The sequence below is a fragment of the Xanthomonas prunicola genome (assembly GCF_002846205.1).
GTDB classification, from domain to species: Bacteria; Pseudomonadota; Gammaproteobacteria; order Xanthomonadales; family Xanthomonadaceae; genus Xanthomonas; species Xanthomonas prunicola.
This window is the reverse complement of the sequence record NZ_PHKV01000005.1, coordinates 299,673-319,274: the sequence shown is the minus strand read 5'-3', so window position 1 is coordinate 319,274 and position 19,602 is coordinate 299,673. Positions and strand designations below refer to the sequence as shown.

Annotated in this window: 7 protein-coding genes; all 7 read right to left on the bottom strand. The window is 63.2% G+C overall.

Features of this window, described 5'->3' with window-relative positions:
• Nucleotides 1-56: 56 nt before the first annotated feature.
• Nucleotides 57-2,726, bottom strand: coding sequence for a methyl-accepting chemotaxis protein (locus XpruCFBP8353_RS16520; protein WP_101364169.1), 2,670 nt, complete (start codon nt 2,724-2,726; stop codon nt 57-59).
• A 929-nt stretch (nt 2,727-3,655) separates the two neighbouring features.
• Nucleotides 3,656-5,917, bottom strand: a complete 2,262-nt coding sequence (locus XpruCFBP8353_RS16515) for a methyl-accepting chemotaxis protein (RefSeq protein WP_101364168.1) — start codon at nt 5,915-5,917, stop codon at nt 3,656-3,658.
• A 410-nt stretch (nt 5,918-6,327) separates the two neighbouring features.
• The gene (locus tag XpruCFBP8353_RS16510; RefSeq protein ID WP_101364167.1) at nt 6,328-8,589 is read right to left on the bottom strand and encodes a methyl-accepting chemotaxis protein; all 2,262 of its coding nucleotides are present in this window, start codon (nt 8,587-8,589) and stop codon (nt 6,328-6,330) included.
• Nucleotides 8,590-9,184: 595 nt separating this feature from the next.
• Complete coding sequence (locus XpruCFBP8353_RS16505; RefSeq protein WP_101364166.1) at nt 9,185-11,647, bottom strand: methyl-accepting chemotaxis protein; 2,463 nt, start codon at nt 11,645-11,647, stop codon at nt 9,185-9,187.
• Nucleotides 11,648-11,754: 107 nt separating this feature from the next.
• The gene (locus XpruCFBP8353_RS16500) at nt 11,755-14,004 is read right to left on the bottom strand and encodes a methyl-accepting chemotaxis protein (RefSeq protein ID WP_101364165.1); all 2,250 of its coding nucleotides are present in this window, start codon (nt 14,002-14,004) and stop codon (nt 11,755-11,757) included.
• A 653-nt stretch (nt 14,005-14,657) separates the two neighbouring features.
• On the bottom strand, nt 14,658-16,769 hold the full coding sequence (locus tag XpruCFBP8353_RS16495; RefSeq protein ID WP_101364164.1) for a methyl-accepting chemotaxis protein: 2,112 nt from the start codon (nt 16,767-16,769) through the stop codon (nt 14,658-14,660).
• Between the two features lie 569 nt (nt 16,770-17,338).
• Nucleotides 17,339-19,597 carry a methyl-accepting chemotaxis protein gene (locus XpruCFBP8353_RS16490; protein WP_101364163.1) on the bottom strand — a complete coding sequence of 753 codons (2,259 nt, stop codon included), beginning with the start codon at nt 19,595-19,597 and terminating at the stop codon, nt 17,339-17,341.
• Nucleotides 19,598-19,602 lie beyond the last annotated feature (5 nt).

Genomic DNA, 19,602 nt, shown 5'->3' with positions numbered 1-19,602 from the left:
AGGGCATCGCGCCCTCGATGCTTGTGGGGTTGCTGCAGGCAGTCCTGTTTGCCGTCTCAGCTGTAGGCGTGGCGTGCGTTGGCCAGCAGGGTGTTCAGGCGGTCCTGCGGCTCCAGGCGGAACACCGCCACCGCATCGACCAACTGTGCGGCCTGGTCTTCCATCGAACGGGCTGCGGCGGTGGCTTCTTCCACCAGCGCGGCGTTTTGCTGGGTGGTTTCGTCCATCTGGGTGACGGTCTGGTTGACCTGGGTGATACCCGCAGCCTGTTCGCGCGATGCGCTGGTGATCTCGCCCATGATGTTGGTGACGCGCTGCACCGAGGTCACCACTTGCTGCATGGTGCTGCCGGCTTCGGACGCCAGTGCAGCGCCGTTGCCGATACGGGTCACCGAGTCTTCGATCAGGTGTTTGATCTCCTTGGCGGCGCCGGCCGAGCGCTGTGCCAACGTGCGCACTTCCGAGGCAACCACGGCAAAGCCGCGGCCCTGTTCGCCGGCACGTGCCGCTTCCACTGCTGCGTTCAAGGCCAGGATATTGGTCTGGAACGCAATGCCGTCGATGACGCTGATGATCTCGGCGATCTTCTTCGAAGAGGCGTCGATATCGGCCATGGTGGTCACCACGCGGTTCACCACATCGCCGCCCTTTACGGCTACACCGGCGGCATCGAGTACCAAGCGATTGGCCTGGTCGGCGTTGTCGGCGTTCTGCTTGACGGTGGCGGTGAGCTCTTCCATCGAAGCAGCGGTTTCTTCCAGCGCGGCCGCCTGTTGTTCGGTGCGACGCGACAGGTCGCCATTGCCGGTGGCGATTTCAGTGGCGGCCGAATTGATCGTCAGCGAGGAGTCCTTGATACGGCGCACGATGCCGGCCAATTGATCGGCGGTGGCATTGGCATCGTCGCGGATGGTGGCGAAGACGCCTTGCAGTTCGCCGTCCATGCGTGCAGTCAGATCGCCTTGCGACAGCGACGAGAGCAGGGCAGAGACGCGCGACAGACCATCGGCATTGTTGTCCAGCAGCGTGTTGAGCTGCTGAGCCAGCAGCAGCAGGAAGCCATGCTTGCCCCGGAGGTCGATGCGCTCGCTGAGATCGCCGGCGGCGGCGGCCTCCACCACGTGCGCGACCTCCTGTTCCACCTGCACTTCCTGGGTACGGTCGCTCCATTCGACCACATAGCCCATGCGCTCACCGGTGGCAGCCACGACCGGGCTGACCACTTCCTGCACGATGCGGCCGCCGATTTCAATCTGTGCAGTGTGCGTGCTCTTGAGCTGATCCAGCAGGCGTGCCTGCTCGGGATTGCGATGGAACTGGTCGATGCGGGTATCGCTCAATGCAGTGGCATCGAAGTTGGGCAGGTCGTGCCGCACAACGTCCTGCATTTCCGACAGCATGCGCTGCAGCGGACGATTGACGTAAATGATGCGGCGGTCGGCGTCGGCGATCATCACATTGGTGCTGACGTCGTCCAATGCGGTGCGCACGCGCAGTGCTTCGCTGGCGATCAGGTGGTCGCGTTCCAGGCGTGCGCGCAGGTCGTCGCGCATGGTGCGCGCGTTGAGCAGCAGGCGGCCGAGTTCGTCGTGCCGGTCGATGTCGATGGGGTTGTCCAGGCGGCCGGCAGCCACGTCGCCGAGCACGCGTTCCACTGCCAGCAGCGGACGGGTGACCATCTTGCGCGCGGCGATGAACACCACCGCGATGCACAGCGCCAACACCACCAGCGAGAACAGCAGCATGCTGCCCATGAGTGCATCCAGCGGGCCGTCGATGGCACTGCGCGGCTGCGCACCGATCACCGCCCACTGCCACGGCGCGTAGCGCTGTGCGGTGACTTCGAACGCCTGGCTTGCGCCCTTGGCATCGCGCAGCTGCACGTTGGCGCTGGGCTGCTTGCCGTCCAGCGCTGCCTGCAACAGCGCCTGCTGTTCGGCCGGCACCAGCGCCGCCAACGTGGCCGGGGTGCCCGGCGGGGCCGCGATGACCTGGCCCTGGCGCTCGCCTGGCGCCATATCGACGATGACGAAATAGCCGTCCTGGCCCAGCTTGGTGGTGCTGACCTGGGCCTTGAGCGCGGCCAGACCCTGGGTGTAGTTGCGCCCGACGAACAGCGCACCGATGACCTCGCCAGCGGCGTTGCGCAGCGGCTGGTAATGGGTCATGTACTGCTCGCCGAACAGCTGTGCCTGGCCGGTGAACGCCTTGCCTTGCGACAGTGCGGCGTAAGCCTTGCCCTTGCGATCGAGCAGAGTGCCGATGACGCGTTCGTTCTGCTTGTTGCGCAGCGAAGTGGTGATGCGCACGAAGTCATCGCCGGTGCGGGCGAAGATCGTGGCGACGCCGCCGGTTGCCTTGGCAAAGCGGTCCACTGCGTCGAAATTGAGATTCAGCGCCTGCTTGCCGACGCGCAGCGATGGGGTGTGCTGTTCGCCGATGGTGACGGTACTGCTGCTATCGAGTTCGCGCGCGCCGGCGGGGAGCATGTCGTCGAACACGCTGCCCAGGCGCTGGGTGCCTTCGCTGAGGGTGACGTCGTACATCGCCACCGACTGCTGCATCAGTCGAGTACTGGAACGCAGCTCGGCCTTGACCTGCGATTCGATATCGCCAGCGGACTGGCGGTAGATGGTCAGGGCCAACAGACCCAGCGAAATGGCGATGACCAGCGTGAGCAGTGCGGAGAGCCGCGTACCGACCGAAAGCCGGTTGAAGGAATGCATGAGGAATCGACCTTGCCCGGGGGAGGGCGTTACGAATGCGTGAGGTCCTTAGCGGCTGGTTGTTCAAAAAATTGATTGTTTCTGTTGAAAGCAGCACAAATTTGGGCGTTCCATCCAGCATTTGAACGCTGAAAGCGGTTTCATAACCTCCGCAGAATTTTGCTATTTGTAAATTTTGAGTGAAATTACAGCTGCTGTGTGTGCCGCGGCGTGCGACATGCGGCTGGCGGATGCATGTCTTGCCGCTCTCCTGCGCCGGGATTTTAGGCAGCCAACACCACTGCTAAGAGCAGCTAACAAAACGTAGCGAGCAGCCGCCCGCCTGGCGGCTGCGCAGTCGTTTTGTTAGCTGCTCTAAATAGCCGCCAGGCGGTCTCTGCCGTTGCTCGGACTCGCACGCATGCACATCGGTTCCTGCGCATCGTCTCGCCTGCGGATTGCTTGCCGCGTCTGTCAGTGACTCTTAGAGCGTGTTATGCACTTTGAGATGAGATGCGTTGTCCGTCAGCGGCGCAGCGCCCGCACCGTGCCGCTGACGGTCAACCCTCCGGGAAGCGCCCTGTGGCGCGCCGATACCGCGTTGCGCGCCTTGCCCAGGCGGCCAGCCTGGGCCGCAGCGCACGCCTTGTCTCGATGCGCCAAAGCACGCTCGCACTCATATCAAAGTACATAACACGCTCTAGGGAACGACAACACAAAAAAAGGGCCGCTTCCCCTCGCAAGGGAAGCGGCCCATAAGATCTGCGGAGCGCGGATCAAAGCTCTCGAATCGTTCTGTGTTGCTGACAACGGTGTTGCATGAAACGCGGATCGACAGCTGCGCCTATCAGGTGAGGATGGCCACGGCGGTGTATGCGATTGCAAGCAGTCGCCGATTCTGTGCCGGTCGCCGACGACTGCCGGCGACCAATAACGTGTAGGGCTGCTGCTTAAAACTCCTGCCAATCGCCCGCGGCAACGGTCGACGTAGATGCGCTGGCCGTCACGCGGCGCGATGTCGCGGTTGCGAGTGCGGCGCGTGCAGCCGGGCGTGCTGCCGGCCGCTGGTTGCTCACCGCACCAGCGATCGCCGACAACTTGCGGGCCACCGGTGCTTTTGCATCCACCTTGAACACCGCAACGGCTTCGGTGAGTTGCTGCGCCTGTTCTTCCATCGCGCGTGCAGCGGCGGTGGCTTCTTCCACCAGCGCAGCGTTCTGCTGGGTGGCTTCATCCATCTGCGTGACGGTGAGGTTGACCTGTTCGATGCCGGCCGATTGTTCCTGCGAGGCAGCGGAAATCTCGCCCATGATGTCGGTGACGCGCTGCACCGAAGACACGATCTCGGCCATGGTGCGGCCGGCCTCATCCACCAGCTGCGAGCCGTCTGTCACGCGTTGCACCGAATCACCGATCAGGTCCTTGATCTCCTTGGCGGCAGCGGACGAACGCTGCGCCAGCGTGCGTACTTCACTGGCCACCACGGCAAAGCCGCGACCTTGGTCACCGGCACGCGCCGCTTCCACCGCGGCGTTCAACGCGAGAATATTGGTCTGGAACGCGATGCCGTCGATGACGGAGATGATGTCGGCAATCTTCTTCGATGACGCCTGGATGCCGGCCATGGTGTCGACGACCTTGCCGACCACTTCGCCACCTTGCGAGGCCACGCTGGCCGCACCGATCGCGAGTTGATTGGCCTGGCGTGCGCCTTCCGCATTCTGCTTGACGGTGGAGGTGAGCTCTTCCATCGAAGCAGCGGTTTCTTCAAGGTTGGCGGCCTGCTGCTCGGTGCGTTGCGACAGGTCGTTATTGCCAGCAGCGATTTCGCTGGCGGCCGAATTGATCGACACCGCCGAGGTCTGGATGTGCCCGACAATGCCGGCCAATTGCGTGACGGTGGCATTGGCGTCGTCGCGCATCTGCGCGAACACGCCCTGGAACTCGCCGTCCATGCGCGCGGTCAGATCCCCTGCGGCAATCGCCTGCAACATGCCCGACAACGCTTGCAGGCTGCCGTCGGCCGTGGCCATCAGCTGATTGAGGCTGTCGACCATGATGCGGAAGTCGTACTGGAACTGCGCTGCATCGCCACGTGCACTGAAGTCGCCAGCAGCAGCGGCCTGCGCCAGTTGCTTGATCTGCTGATTCATCGCCGCCAGGTTGCGTTTGACCTGCGCCATGGTCTCGGTGAGTTTGGCTTGTTCGCCGGGCAGGGTGTCCATGTCGTCGCTGAGGTCGCCGATCGCGTAGCGGCCCATGATCTGCGCCAGGCGTGCTGTGACCTGGATGTGGCTGTCGACCAGCGCGTTGGTATCGCCTGCCATGCGGCCGTAATCGCCGGGAAATGCGCCGACATCCATGCGGAAGCTCACCTGGCCGGCATCGTGGCGCTTGGCCATGTCCAGCTGGGCGGTAATCAGGTTGCGCACCTGCGACTGCATCTTGTCCATGGCATGCAGGAGGCGGCCGGTTTCGTCGCTGGCATCGCTGTGCACGGCGTTATCGAGCCTGCCTTCGGCAATCGCCTCGGCGGCCTGGGTCGCGCGGCTCAGCGGTCGAGTGAGGCTGCGGGTGATCAGCAAGCCCAGGGTGCCGCTCAGCAGCACCACCATCAGCGAACCGCCCACCAGCAACTTGCGCGAATCGTCCATCGACTGCAGCGCCACGTCGGCCGCTTCGGCGGCAAGCTTGTCCTGCAATGCGATGTTCTCGGCGATCTTGTCCTGCCACTTCTGCAGCGCGGGCGCTGCTTGGGAAAGCATCAACGGCAACGCCTGGTCGCTGTGGCCGGACATCACCAGGTCGATGACCTTGTTGTTCAAGTCGCGCACTTGCGGCGCGATGCGATCGATCTCCTCACGGATGCCAATGCCCTGCGGCGAGGATGGGATGGCATACAGCGCATCGCGCGCTTTGCTGTAGTCGGCGCGTGCCTGCTTGATGGATGCGATGAATTTCAGATTGTCTTCGTTGCTGGTCGGCAACACGACATTGCGCAGCTCCGCGGCGATGACGTAATTGGCATTCATCATGTCGTTGGAGAGGCGGATCTTGGTCATGTTCTGGTGCACGAGTGCATCCACCAGCACACGTGCGGAGGTCAGTCCGCGATAACCGATAAAGGCGATAAACCCGGAGAGCAGGATCAGCACGGTGAAGGCGGCAGCCAGACGCGGCCCGACATTGAAACGCAGTAAAAGAGAGGTCATAGGATCGCTCGACTCAAGAGGGTAGGAGGCGGTTGCGTCGACAGGCCGGCAAGGCGCGCTGCGCTCGCATCTGTTTGTCATCACGCCCACGAAGTAACGGCGCGGTCTGCAGTCAACTGAGCGTGTTAGGCAAGTTCGTAAAGCGCGTTCTCAGGCACGTGACGGGCGTGTGTTGGTAAGCGCCGCCTCGCTCTGGAACTATGAAAAATTATGCTTTTTTGGCGTTGAAACTTGTGTTTTCAGGAAATTTTTCGAGGTTGCAGGAATCATGAGGCTGCCCTCTGATTCACATGTTGAACACTCCGCCTCACTTGGCAGCACATCTGACGCAGCGTTCGGCAGTGCCACGACAGCCGTGTGTAACGGACTGTCGTGGCGCTGCTGCCTTCGCGATCAGAACTGCTATGCGATCAGAACTCCTGCCAATCGGCCAAATCTGCGGCGGATGTGGCATTGCTGGTGGCGCTGCGACGTGGCGCTGTGGCCACCGGGGTGACGCGTGCTGTCTGGCGCGGTGCGAAGCGGGCATTGGCCGGTGCGCTGGCAATGGCCGACAACTGACGTGCCACCGGCGCATGCGCAGCCACCTTGAAGACCGCTACCGCTTCGGTCAGCTGCTGCGCCTGTTCTTCCATCGCGCGTGCGGCGGCAGTGGCTTCTTCCACCAAGGCAGCGTTCTGCTGAGTGGTTTCGTCCATCTGGGTGACGGTCTGGTTGACCTGCTCGATACCGGCATACTGTTCCTGCGAGGCCGACGAGATCTCGCCCATGATGTTGGTGACGCGCTGCACGCTGGCGACGATCTCGGCCATGGTGGAGCCGGCCTGATCGACCAGGGTTGCGCCTTGCGCGACCTTCTCGACCGAGTCGTCGATCAGGTGCTTGATCTCCTTGGCGGCACCGGCCGAACGCTGTGCCAGCGTGCGTACCTCAGAAGCGACCACCGCAAAACCACGGCCCTGTTCGCCGGCACGCGCTGCTTCCACCGCGGCGTTCAAAGCCAGGATATTGGTCTGGAATGCGATGCCGTCGATGACGCTGATGATCTCGGCGATTTTCTTGGACGAGCCCTGGATATCGGACATGGTGGTGACCACCTTGGCCACCACATCGCCGCCTTGCGAGGCGACCGCAGCGGCGCCAATGGCGAGCTGGTTGGCCTGGCTGGCGTGTTCGGCGTTCTGCTTGACGGTGGAGGTGAGCTCTTCCATCGAGGCAGCGGTTTCTTCCAGATTGGCGGCCTGCTGTTCGGTACGCTGCGACAGATCCTGGTTACCGGAGGCGATTTCGCCCGAAGCCAGACCAATCGCATCGGCCGCAGTCTGGATGCGGCCAACGATGCTGGCCAGTTGCTCGGCGGTAGCATTGGCATCGTCGCGCATCTGCGCAAACACGCCTTGATATTCACCGCTCATGCGGGCGGTGAGGTCGCCTGCAGCGATCGACTGCAACAGGCCCGAGAGCGACTGCAGATTGCCATCGGCGGTGGCCATCAAGGTGTTGAGGCTTTCCACCATGATGCGGAAATCGAACTGGAACTGCTCGGCATTGCCGCGTGCGGTGAAGTCACCATTGGCCGCGGCCTGCGCCAGTTGCTTGATCTCGGTGTTCATCGTACCCAGGTTGTGCTTGACCTGGTTCATCGCCGCGGTGATGGCGGCTTTTTCGCCAGGCAGTTGCGGCATGTCTTCGGACAGGTCGCCGATGGCATAACGCTCGATCAGGTGGATGGTCTGCATCTTGACCTTGATGTGCGCGGCCACCAGCTCGTTGGTGTCATTGGCCATGCGGCCGAAATCGCCGGGGAATGCACCAGCATCCATGCGGAAGCTGATCTGGCCTTCTTCATGACGCTTGGCCATGCCCAGCTGTGCGGAAATCAGATTGCGCAGCTGGCCCTGCATGCCGTCCATCGCGTGCAACAGCCGGCCGGTTTCGTCGTTGGACTGCGCGCTGACGTCGTTGTCCAACTTGCCCTGGGCAATGGCTTCGGCAGCGCGGGTGGCGCGTGTCAGCGGAACCACCAGGCTACGGGTGATCAGCCATGCGAGCACGCCGCTGATCAGCACAACCGCCAAGCCGCCACCAATCAACATGGCACGGCCGCGGGTCATCGCCGTGGTGGCGAGCGCATTGGCTTCCTGGGCGCGCTGGCGTTGCAGCGCGGAATATTCCAGCAGTGCGTCCTGCCAGGCCTGCGTGGCAGGTGCGGCGTGCTGCAACAGCAAGGGCATCGCTTCGTTGGTCCTGCCGGCAAGGTCCAGGTCGATCACCTGCTGGTTGAGCGCGCGGGCGGCCTTGTTGCTGGCATCGATCCTGTCACGTATCGCCTGGGCCACCGGCGTTGCCGAGAAGGTGTAGAGCTTGTCGTGCGCATCCTTGTAGATGCGGCGCTGCTCTTCGATGATCGACACGAAGTGTTGATTTTCTTCGTCCGGCGTCGGCAACACGATGTTGCGCAGCTGCACGGCGATGACCGACACCGCGTTGTTCATTTCCTGCAGATGCTGGACGATGACCATGTTGCGATTGGTCAGCGTATCCAGGCTTTGGCGCGCCTGCGCCAGTGTATACAGGCCGGCGACAACCAGGGCGCAGGACAGCAGGATCAGCGTGCCGAAGGCAAAGGTCAGGCGCTTGCCGACGTTGTAGCGTTGAAGAAGGGCGATCATGGTTGGGATCTCGAGAGCGATGGGCAGGAAAGGGGCGATGCGCTGGGCGCGGCGGCGTACTGGAGACGCTGTTGGCGCTCGTGCGGGCGTGCGTCGAACCGATCCATCGAGATCTGCGACGTGACGGTCGCAACATCACCGATTGCAGGGCAGGTATGCATGCTTGGATCTGGTAACGGCAGCGAGCATTGCGGCTGAACTCGCCAGATCTGGAGCGTATGGGTAGGCGTCACTGAGGTGAGGATGGCGTGCACAACTGCCCGGAAACGCCTGCCAAACCGGCATCTCGGAGATGTCGGGTATTGGTGCCTTCACTTCTTCTTGACGCACGCGGAGGAGGGTGGCTGGCGTGGAGACTGCGCGCGGCGGGGCGTTTGGGTGCACCCATGCCGCAGCCCAGTGCTCATCCGGCGACTGCGATCGTGCAGCGGAGGTCTATCAGAGGCGGTCTATCGGACGCGGCCGGCGAAACGCGCTCGCATGGTGTGCCGTCGTGGCGCCATTGCCTGACCGACGCAGGCAGCCGGCAACGTGCCGGTGTGGGACGCATGCGTGAGCGCAGCGCCCCGATGCAGCCAAGCTGCCAGGTGTCGCCTCAGGCAGCGCGACCCAGGCCGCTGCGCTGCAGCTGGAACACGGACACCGCATCGCGCAATTGCTGCGCCTGTTCTTCCATCGAACGGGCGGCTGCAGTGGCTTCTTCCACCAGCGCGGCGTTCTGCTGGGTGGCCTGATCCATCTGCGCGATGGTCTGGCCGACCTGTTCGATGCCTTGCGACTGCTGCTGCGAGGCCTCGCTGATCTCGCGCATGATGGTGGTGACGTTCTGCACCGAATCGACGATCTCTTGCATGGTACGACCGGCCTGGCCGACCAGCTGGTTGCCGTGTTCGACCCGGCTGACCGAATCGTCGATCAGTTGCTTGATCTCTTTCGCCGCACCGGCCGAGCGCTGCGCCAGCGTGCGCACTTCACTGGCCACGACTGCAAAGCCACGGCCTTGTTCGCCAGCACGCGCGGCTTCCACTGCGGCGTTCAAGGCCAGGATATTGGTCTGGAAGGCAATGCCGTCGATGACGCTGATGATGTCGGCAATCTTCTTGGACGCGGCCTGGATACCGGCCATGGTACCGACGACCTCACCGACGACCGCACCGCCTTGCGAGGCGACCGTGGCCGCACCCACCACCAACTGGTTTGCGCGGCGCGCATGCTCGGCGTTGTCGCGCACGGTGGAGGTGAGTTCTTCCATCGAGGCAGCGGTTTCCTCCAGATTGGCCGCTTGCTGTTCGGTGCGCTGCGACAAATCCTGATTACCCGTTGCGATTTCGCTGGCAGCGTCGTTGATGGCATCGGTGGAGTGCTGGATGCGCCCGACAATATCGGCCAGCTGGATCACGGTGGCATTGGCGTCGTCGCGCATGCGCGCAAACACGCCGTGGAAATCGCCGTGCATGCGGGTGGTGAGATCGCCTGAGGCAATGGCCTGGAGCACGGTCGAGAGCGACTGCAGGTTCGCGTCGGCAGTGGCCATCAACTGATTGAGGCTGTCCACCATCGCGCGGAAGTCGTACTGGAAGCGCTGCGCATCGCCACGCACGCTGAAATCGCCATTGGCTGCGGCCTGTGCGAGCAGCTTGATCTCGCTGTTCATCGCCGACAGGTTGGCCTTGACGGTATCCATGGTGTCGGTGAGCACGGCTTTTTCGCCGGGCAGACGGTCCATGTCCTGGCTCAGGTCACCGATGGCGTAGCGCGACATGGTCTGCGCGAGTTTCATCTTGACCGCGATGTGCGAGCCAACCAGCGCATTGGTGTCGCGCACCATGGTGGCGTAAGCACCGGGGAAACTGTCTGCCTGCATGCGGAAGCTGATCTGGCCGGCGTCGTGGCGTTGCGCCATGTCGCTTTGCGCGCTCAGCACGCGCTGCAGCTGTTCCTGCATGCGGCGCATGGTGGCGAGCAATTGCCCGGTTTCGTCGCGGTCGGCTGCGACGACATGATCGTCCAGCTGGCCCTGCGCGATATTGGCCGCGACTGCAGCGGCGCGGCGCACGTTACGGGTCAGGCGCGACAAGGTGTACCAGCCCAGCGCGACGATCAGCAGCGCCAGCACCGACAGGCCGGCGATCGCTTGCCACATCGCGTTGCGTGCGTCGACCAGGTGGCGTTCGGATTGCCGCTGCAGCGCCTGCAACGAGACCTTGCTGAGGTCCCGCATGGTCTGGCCAAGTGCATCAAGTGCGGCATTCCACTGTGCGTCCGCTTTTGCATCGCTGCCGTCCAGGGCGGTACCGAGTGCGGCCAGTGCTGCGCTTGCCTGGGTGGCTTCGATCTTGGCGGCATCGGCCAGGGCAGGGTCGGGCTGTTCCAGCAGGCCCATTGCCTTGTCCAGCTCATGGCGGAAACGCGCATGGTTTCGGGCAAGCTGATCGAGTTGTTCGCGCAGCATGGTACGGCTGTCGCCCGCCTGCGAGGGGTCGCTGGCGGCGTCCAGGCGCGTCAGCGATTCGGTGGTCTCGGGGCTATAGATCAGCGTGGAAACCACCAGGTGGTAGCTCTCGATATACGGGGTGTAGACCAGCTGGCTGTCGTCGCGCAATGCATCGAGCGCGGAGAAGGCCTGTTCGCTGACGGCGGCATAGCCCGCGGCGGCGGCACCGGCAACGTGGCGCTGCTGCAGGGCCAGTAATTCCTTCTGGCTGCGTTCGAAGCCAGGCAAGGTGGCAGTAGTGGCGAGCAGTTGGGTGAGATCGCGCTCGGCGCGCTGTGCCGCCGCACTGGCGGCGCTTCCGCTATCCACATGGGCGGCATGCAGGTCGGTGATCAGGCCCAGCATTTGGCCAAGCGGTGCGTAGCTGCGCAATTCATTGCTGCTGATGGCGACGCTTTCGTTGAGCTTGCCGCTGTAGAGCAGCACCGGGATCACCATCCCGGCCAACGCGAGCACGCCGATGATGCCGAGTTTCCTGGCGATGGCCAGGTCATCCCAACGGCTGGTCCAGCGGCGTGGCGAAGCTGGAACGGTCTGTGGCAACGGCGTGGGTGAGGTGGTCATCGTCACTTCTCATGGAGATAAGCAGGCTATCGGCTGAGGCCTTATATGCCTTTAGTTGGTCGGCATTGCGGCCGGCCAGTTCGGTTCAGTCACTGCTGTCGGTCGGTTCAGAACTCCTGCCAACTGCTGTCGTTGCTGGGCGCGGCGACCACAACGCGCGGCTTGGAGGCCGGGGCGCGCCCGGCCGCAACGACGGTCGCCTTGAACGCGGGCGTCACTGCCGGGCGTGCGGGTGCCGCCCGCGAGACAGGCGCGGCATCGTTGCCATCGGTCTTGAAGACCGCCACTGCCTCGGTCAATCCGACCGCCTGTTCTTCCAGTGCGCGTGCGGCAGCCGTGGCTTCTTCCACCAACGCCGCATTCTGCTGGGTGGTTTCGTCCATCTGGGTTACCGTCTGGTTGACCTGTTCGATGCCCGAGGACTGCTCCTGCGAGGCGGCGGAGATCTCGCCCATGATGTCGGTCACGCGCTGCACGCTTGAGACGATTTCGGCCATGGTGGTGCCGGCGCTGTGCACCAGCAGCGAGCCTTCGGCCACGCGTTGCACCGAGTCGTCGATCAGGTCCTTGATCTCCTTGGCGGCACCGGCCGACCGCTGTGCCAAGGTGCGGACTTCCGAGGCGACCACGGCAAAGCCGCGGCCCTGTTCGCCGGCGCGTGCTGCTTCCACTGCGGCATTCAACGCCAGGATGTTGGTCTGGAAAGCGATGCCATCGATGACGCTGATGATGTCGGCGATCTTCTTGGACGAAGATTCGATCCCGCTCATGGTGTCGACCACCTTGCTGGCGATCTCGCCGCCCTGCGAGGCCACCTTGGCGGCGCCGATGGCGAGCTGGTTGGCCTGGCGTGCGCTTTCGGCATTCTGCTTGACGGTGGAGGTGAGTTCTTCCATCGAGGCAGCGGTTTCTTCCAGGCTGGCAGCCTGCTGTTCGGTACGCTGCGACAGGTCGTTATTGCCGGCGGCGATTTCGCCGGTGGCTGCGCTGATGTTGCTCGCCACGCTCTGAATCCGCACGACGATGCGCGTGAGCTGTTCGGTGGTGGCATTGGCGTCGTCGCGCATCTTGGCGAACACGCCGTGGAACTGACCGTGCATGCGGGCAGTGAGATCGCCGGCGGCGATCGACTGCAACAGCGCCGACAACTTGCTCAGGCTGGTGTCGCTGACTTCCATCATTGCGTTGAGGTCCTGCACCATGCGCAGGAAATCGTGCTCGAACCGCTGCGCGTCGCCGCGTGCGCTGAAGTCGCCGGCCGCAGCCGCGCTGGCCAGTCGCTTGATCTCGGTATTGATCGCCAGCAGGCTGGCCTTGGCTGCATCCATCGATTGATGCAGCACCGCGCGGCTACCCGGCAGGCGCCGTGCGTCGCGGCGCAGATCGCCGCGGGCGTATTCGTTGAGTACTTCGATCGCATCGACGATGGCGTCCAGGTGCTCGAACATCATGGTGTTGATGCCCTTGCTCAGGTCGCCGTAGACGCCGGGGAAGTCTTGCGGCATGCGGTGCGTCATGTCCTTGTCGGCGTGCAGCTCGATCATCCGCGTGGTTTCGCTGGAGAAACGCTGCAACTGCGTCTGCATCTTGGCCATGGCGCTGAGCAAGCGTCCGGGCTCGTCGGTTGCGGTGGTGTGCACGTTGCTGTCCAGGCGGCCCTCGGCGATGGCCTCGGCGGCACGGGTGGCGCGGTGCAAGGGCTGGGTCAGGCTGCGGGTGATCAGCCAGGCCAGCAGGCCGCTGACCACAATCACCGCAATGCCGCCGGCGATCAGCAACGCCCGGCCATGATCCATCGCGGTATTCGCGTCCGCATAGGCAGCTGCACCACGGGTGCGCTGGCGGGCAGCGTACGCATCGAGTGCGGCCTGCCATTGTCGGTTCGCCGGTGCCGCCTGCTGCATCAACACCTTGAGCGCCTCATCGGGCTTGTAGTTCAAGCCCAGGTCCATCACCTGCTGATTGGCGATACGGGCTTTTTCGCGCGCAGTATCGATCTGCCGGCGCATCTGCGCACCGGTGGCGTTGGCCGGCGGGCGTGCGTAGAGCTTGTCGTGGTTTTGGTTGTAGTGCTGCCACTGTTCCTCGATCACCTTGGCAAAACCGAGGTTTTCTTCCTGCGTGGTTGGCAGGACGATATTGCGAACATTGATCGCAATGTCTGCACTGGCGCTGCGCATCTCGCCGACATATTCGAGGATCGCCATATTGTGCTTGACGATCGAGTCCATGTGCCCACGCGCTTGTGTCAGGGTCATCAGGCCAGCGACCACCAGGCCGCAGGACAGCAGAATCAGGAAGCCGAACGCGGCCGAAAGGCGGGTGCCGACGTTATAGCGTTGAAGAAAACCGATCATGAAACATACCTGCCGGGAGGGGGGATAAGGAGACGGTCCGGTGCAACGGCGGCGACCTCGCGATCACGGTCGGCACCCGCTGCAATCTCGGGACGGCCCCACGACGTCTATCGCTGGCGCTGGTAAAGCGTGTCGGCGCCGTCCCGATTGCAGGGCAGGTAGCGGCGACCCCGTCCTATACTTGAGCTCGCCATTTAGGTTTAGTTATAGCTGGCATCGTTCACGGATTGGGCGCGCGCTTCTCGACGATGCAGGCCAGGCCGTGTGGTGCTACCAGGGACCATGCAGCGGTGTGTGCAGGGAGGGCGCCTGGCGCGCATGTCGGTAGAGGCACCAAGCGCTGCTTTGCTGCAGGCGCTCCAGGTGCATGTCGATAAGTGATTGATCGGAAAGGGGCGAGCTAGCCGACAAGCGCCGGCTGCATCGGCCGGCGGGCGAGTTCTCTGGCGCGGGGCAACGCCAGCCAGGCTGCGACCGGCATGCGGTGCGTTGCCGGTTGGGTCGATCAATGCAAAGCGGGCCCGGTCGAACGTCTGCAGCCTGCAGACGTTCGATCGGGCCCGGCGGTGTTCCAAAACGCTGTTGTCCGTGGAGCTGACGTCTGACGCAGTTGGCATCGGTAGGCCTTGGCCCACCGATGCCGATCCTGCCCGTCAGAACTCCTGCCAGCTGGTCTCGGCGGTCGTGGATGCAGCGATCGCGCGTGGCTTGGCTACAGCGGTGCCGCCGACGGTGCTCAGCTTGGCGCGCACGGCCGGCGCCGCCTTGACGACGTGGGCAGTGCGAACGTTGCTGGTGGTGCCGTGCTCGGTCTTGAAGACCGCCACTGCCTCGGTCAATCCAACCGCCTGTTCTTCCAGCGAGCGTGCGGCGGCGGTGGCTTCTTCCACCAGCGCGGCGTTCTGCTGGGTGGTTTCGTCCATCTGGGTGACGGTCTGGTTGACCTGTTCGATGCCGGCCGACTGTTCCTGCGAGGCGGCGGAGATCTCGCCCATGATGTCGGTGACGCGCTGCACGCTGGCCACGATCTCGCCCATGGTGGTGCCGGCGCTGTGCACCAGCACCGAGCCTTCGGTCACGCGGTGCACCGAGTCGTCGATGAGGTCCTTGATCTCCTTGGCGGCACCCGAGGAGCGCTGCGCCAGGGTGCGCACTTCGGAGGCGACCACGGCAAAGCCGCGGCCCTGTTCGCCGGCACGTGCGGCTTCCACCGCCGCGTTCAAGGCCAGGATGTTGGTCTGGAACGCGATGCCGTCGATGACCGAGATGATGTCGGCGATCTTCTTGGACGAGGCCTCGATCCCGCTCATGGTCTGGACCACCTTGCTGACGATCTCGCCGCCCTGCGAGGCCACCTTGGCGGCGCCGATGGCGAGCTGGTTGGCCTGGCGTGCGCTTTCGGCATTCTGCTTGACGGTGGAGGTGAGTTCTTCCATCGAGGCAGCGGTTTCTTCCAGGCTGGCAGCCTGCTGTTCGGTACGCTGCGACAGGTCGTTATTGCCGGCGGCGATTTCGCTGGCAGCACCCTTGATCGACACGGCCGACTGCTTGATGCCGGTGACGATCTCGGCCAGCTGCGTGGCGGTGGAATTGGCATCGTCACGCATCTGCGCAAACACGCCGTGGAATTCACCGCTCATGCGGACGGTGAGGTCGCCGGCAGCGATGGACTGCAACAGGCCCGAGAGCGCTTGCAGATTGCCATCGGCGGTGGCCATCAAGATGTTGAGGCTTTCCACCATCACGCGGAAGTCGTGCTGGAAGTTTTCGGCATGGCCGCGGGCGCTGAAGTCGCCATTGGCGGCGCATTGCGAGAGATGCTTGATTTCGCGATTGACCGAGGACAGGTTGTCCTTGACCTTGGCCATGGTATCGCTGAGCACGGCCTTGTCGCCGGGTAGGGCTTCCATGTCTTCGCGTAGGTCGCCGATAGCGTACTGGCCCATGATCTGTGACAACCGCATCATCACTGCAACGTGCGAGGCGGCCAGGTCGTTGTTGCCGCGCACGATGGTTGCGAAGTCGCCAGGAAACGCTGTCTCGTCCAGACGGAAGTTCAACTCGCCCTGATCGTGCCGGCGCTTCATTTCCAGCTGGCCATGCAGCACCTTCTGCAACTGCTGCTGCATCTTGCTCATGCTTGCGAGCAGGCGGCCGGTTTCGTCGGTGCCGCTGCTGTCCACGCTAATGGACACGTTGCCGGCCGCAATCGAATCGGCCACGTGCGAAGCGGTGCCCAGGCGATTGATCAGGCGACGGCGGATCAACCAACCGCTGACCAGCGCCGCCAGCACGGCGATGCCGCTGCCGATGATCATCGACCAACGGCTACTGGTCTTTGCAGCCTGCAATGTCGCGCTGCGCTTGACCAGGAGTTCGTTTTCCTGCCCTTCGAAGTCGACCAGCAGCTGACGAATCTGCCCCATCGCCGCACGTTCATGACCGGCTCTGAACTGGGTGAGCAGTGCAGACAGTTCGGCGTCGTTGCTTTTGCCACGCAGCGCGATCAACTTGTCTTCAAAGCCCATGAATTGGTCATAGGCCGCATGCAGGCGCTGCAGGCGTTCCTGCTGCACCGGGTTGTCGGCTGTCAAGGTCTTGGCGTGGGTGAATTCTTTTTCGAACTGCACCTTGCCGTTGTTGTATGGGGCGAGATGGGTTTCCTGCCCGGACAGCAAAAAGCCGCGTGCGCCGGTCTCGACATTGACCGTGGCGATGGACATGGCGCGGCCGGTGGCGATGACCTGATAGGTGTGGTCGTTCATGGCGACGGCGTCCGACAGCTCGGACTGCCCGCGTATCCCCACTGTCGCAACGATCAAGAGCACAAGAACAACTGCGCCGAAGCCCAGTGCCAGTTGTGTCGAAAGACTTAGCTGTTTCATCGAATGCACCTTGAGCTGATAACAAAATGTGTAGTGAGAGCCATCCATTCGGCGCTCCCGGATCGGCCGTGCGGTAGGCATCGTGCGGTGAGGTATTCTCTCGATCGCGTGCATACTCATCGCTGACATAGCTAGCGGCGGTGTCACCCAGGACTGAAGGGTGTCGTCACGAAATAATCACGCGATTTCGACACCATTTAGGGTTGTGACCCCGGCCCGCGCCGACTGCAGCAGCGACCGGCGCGTGGACGTCATCTGCGGCCGCTCAGCGAAGGCCGAACTCGACGTCAAAACAGGCCCCCTGGCGGACGAACAGATGCTGTCGGCGCGTCCCCAGTACCGGCGCCCTGTCGTCGTGTGACGTTGCACCGTGAGCCAAAACAGAGAGACATAAAAAAACCGCGTTCGCTACCGAACGCGGTGTGTCTGTGCACTCGCCGTGACCAGTGCTAGAACTCGGCCCAATTGGACTCGTTGGAGGCCACCGAGGTGACAGTGGAGCGCGCCGGCGGACGTGCGACATGCGGCTTGGCGGCAGACTTGCTCGCCACAACCGGGCGCTTGGCAGCGATCTGGCGCACCACCGGCGCGGCGCGGGTGGCCGTTTGCACGTCGTTCGACAGGCGGAACAGTGCCACCGCTTCGGTGAGTTGCTGGGCCTGCTCTTCCATCGCACGTGCAGCAGCCGTGGCTTCTTCCACGAGCGCCGCGTTCTGCTGCGTGGTTTCGTCCATGTTGGTCACGGTCTGGTTGACCTGTTCGATGCCGGCCGACTGTTCCTGCGAGGCGGCGGAGATCTCGCCCATGATGTCGGTGACGCGCTGCACGCTGGCCACGATCTCGCCCATGGTGGTGCCGGCGCTGTGCACCAGCACCGAGCCTTCGGCCACGCGCTGCACCGAGTCGTCGATGAGGTCCTTGATCTCCTTGGCGGCGCCCGAAGAGCGCTGTGCGAGTGTGCGCACCTCTGAGGCGACCACCGCAAAGCCGCGACCTTGTTCACCGGCACGTGCGGCTTCCACCGCCGCGTTCAAGGCCAGGATATTGGTCTGGAATGCGATGCCATCGATGACGCTGATGATGTCGGCGATCTTCTTGGACGAGGCCTCGATTCCGCTCATGGTGTCGACCACCTTGCTGACGATGGCGCCGCCCTGCGAGGCCACGCCAGCCGCACCGATGGCGAGCTGATTGGCCTGACGTGCGCTTTCGGCGTTCTGCTTGACGGTGGAGGTGAGCTCTTCCATGGAAGCTGCGGTTTCTTCCAGATTGGCAGCCTGCTGTTCGGTACGTTGCGACAGATCCTGATTGCCTGCGGCAATTTCGCTGGCTGCACCCCTGATGGACGTGGCCGAGGCCTTGATGCCACTGACGATCTCGGCCAGCTGGGTGGCGGTGGCGTTGGCATCGTCGCGCATCTGCGCAAACACGCCGTGGAAGTCGCCGCTCATGCGGGCGGTGAGATCGCCCGCAGCGATCGACTGCAACAGGCCCGAGAGTGACTGCAGATTGCCATCGGCGGTGGCCATCAAGGTGTTGAGGCTTTCCACCATCACGCGGAAGTCGTACTGGAAGCGCTCGGCATCGCCGCGGGCGCTGAAGTCGCCCTTGGCCGCGGCCTGCGCCAGTTGCTTGATCTGGGTGTTCATCGTGCCAAGGTTGTGCTTGACCTGGTTCATCGCCGCGGTGATGGCGGCTTTTTCGCCAGGCAGTTGCGGCATGTCTTCGGACAGGTCGCCGATGGCATAACGCTCGATCAGGTGGATGGTCTGCATCTTGACCTTGATGTGCGCGGCCACCAGCTCGTTGGTGTCATTGGCCATGCGGCCGAAATCGCCGGGGAATGCACCAGCATCCATGCGGAAGCTGATCTGGCCTTCTTCATGACGCTTGGCCATGCCCAGCTGTGCGGAAATCAGATTGCGCAGCTGGCCCTGCATGCCGTCCATCGCGTGCAACAACCGGCCGGTTTCGTCGTTGGACTGCGTGCTGACGTCGTTGTCCAACTTGCCCAGCGCAATGGCTTCAGCAGCGCGGGTGGCGCGGCTCAATGGCTGAGTGAGGCTGCGGGTGATCAGCAGGCCAAGCGTGCCGCTCAGGAGCAACACCAGCGCCGTGCCCGCTATCAATAGATGGCGCGATTGGTCCATCGATTGCAGCGCTGCCGCCGAAGCTTCCTCAGCCGACTTGTCTTGTAACGTGATGTTCTCGGCTATTTTAGCCTGCCACTGCTGCATGGCGGGCGCCGCTTCCTTCAGCAGCAGGGGCAGGGCCTCATCGGTATGACCGGTCGTCACCAAATCGATGACCTTGTCGTTGAGCCCCCTTACGACCGCTCGGCGGCGGTCCATCTCATCGCGGATTTGCTTTCCGGCAGGCGATGTGGGCATGGCATAGAGCGCATCGCGTGCCTTGGTATAGTCGGCACGCGCCGCCTGCACATTCTTTATGAACTTGCGATTTTCCTCATCGCTAGTCGGAAGCACTACGTTGCGGAGTTCCGCGGCAATGACGTAGTTCGCGTTGATCATGTCATTGGAGAGGCGGATCTTCGTCATGTTCTGGCTGACGAGAGCATCCACCAATGTGCGCGCGGAGCTGAGGCCGCGGTAGCCAATGAAGGCGATGGTTGCGGATAGAACAATCAGAACAGCGAAAGCTACGGCCAGCCTCGGGCCGACGTTATAGCGCTGCAGAAAAGCGTTCATTTTGA

Excerpts from the sequence above, each read along its gene's own strand:
- XpruCFBP8353_RS16490 (WP_101364163.1), bottom strand. The coding sequence starts at position 19,597 with ATGAACGCTTTTCTGCAGCGCTATAACGTCGGCCCGAGGCTGGCCGTA.
- XpruCFBP8353_RS16520 (WP_101364169.1), bottom strand. The coding sequence starts at position 2,726 with ATGCATTCCTTCAACCGGCTTTCGGTCGGTACGCGGCTCTCCGCACTG.
- XpruCFBP8353_RS16515 (WP_101364168.1), bottom strand. The coding sequence starts at position 5,917 with ATGACCTCTCTTTTACTGCGTTTCAATGTCGGGCCGCGTCTGGCTGCC.
- XpruCFBP8353_RS16500 (WP_101364165.1), bottom strand. The coding sequence starts at position 14,004 with ATGATCGGTTTTCTTCAACGCTATAACGTCGGCACCCGCCTTTCGGCC.
- XpruCFBP8353_RS16505 (WP_101364166.1), bottom strand. The coding sequence starts at position 11,647 with ATGACCACCTCACCCACGCCGTTGCCACAGACCGTTCCAGCTTCGCCA.
- XpruCFBP8353_RS16510 (WP_101364167.1), bottom strand. The coding sequence starts at position 8,589 with ATGATCGCCCTTCTTCAACGCTACAACGTCGGCAAGCGCCTGACCTTT.
- XpruCFBP8353_RS16495 (WP_101364164.1), bottom strand. The coding sequence starts at position 16,769 with ATGAACGACCACACCTATCAGGTCATCGCCACCGGCCGCGCCATGTCC.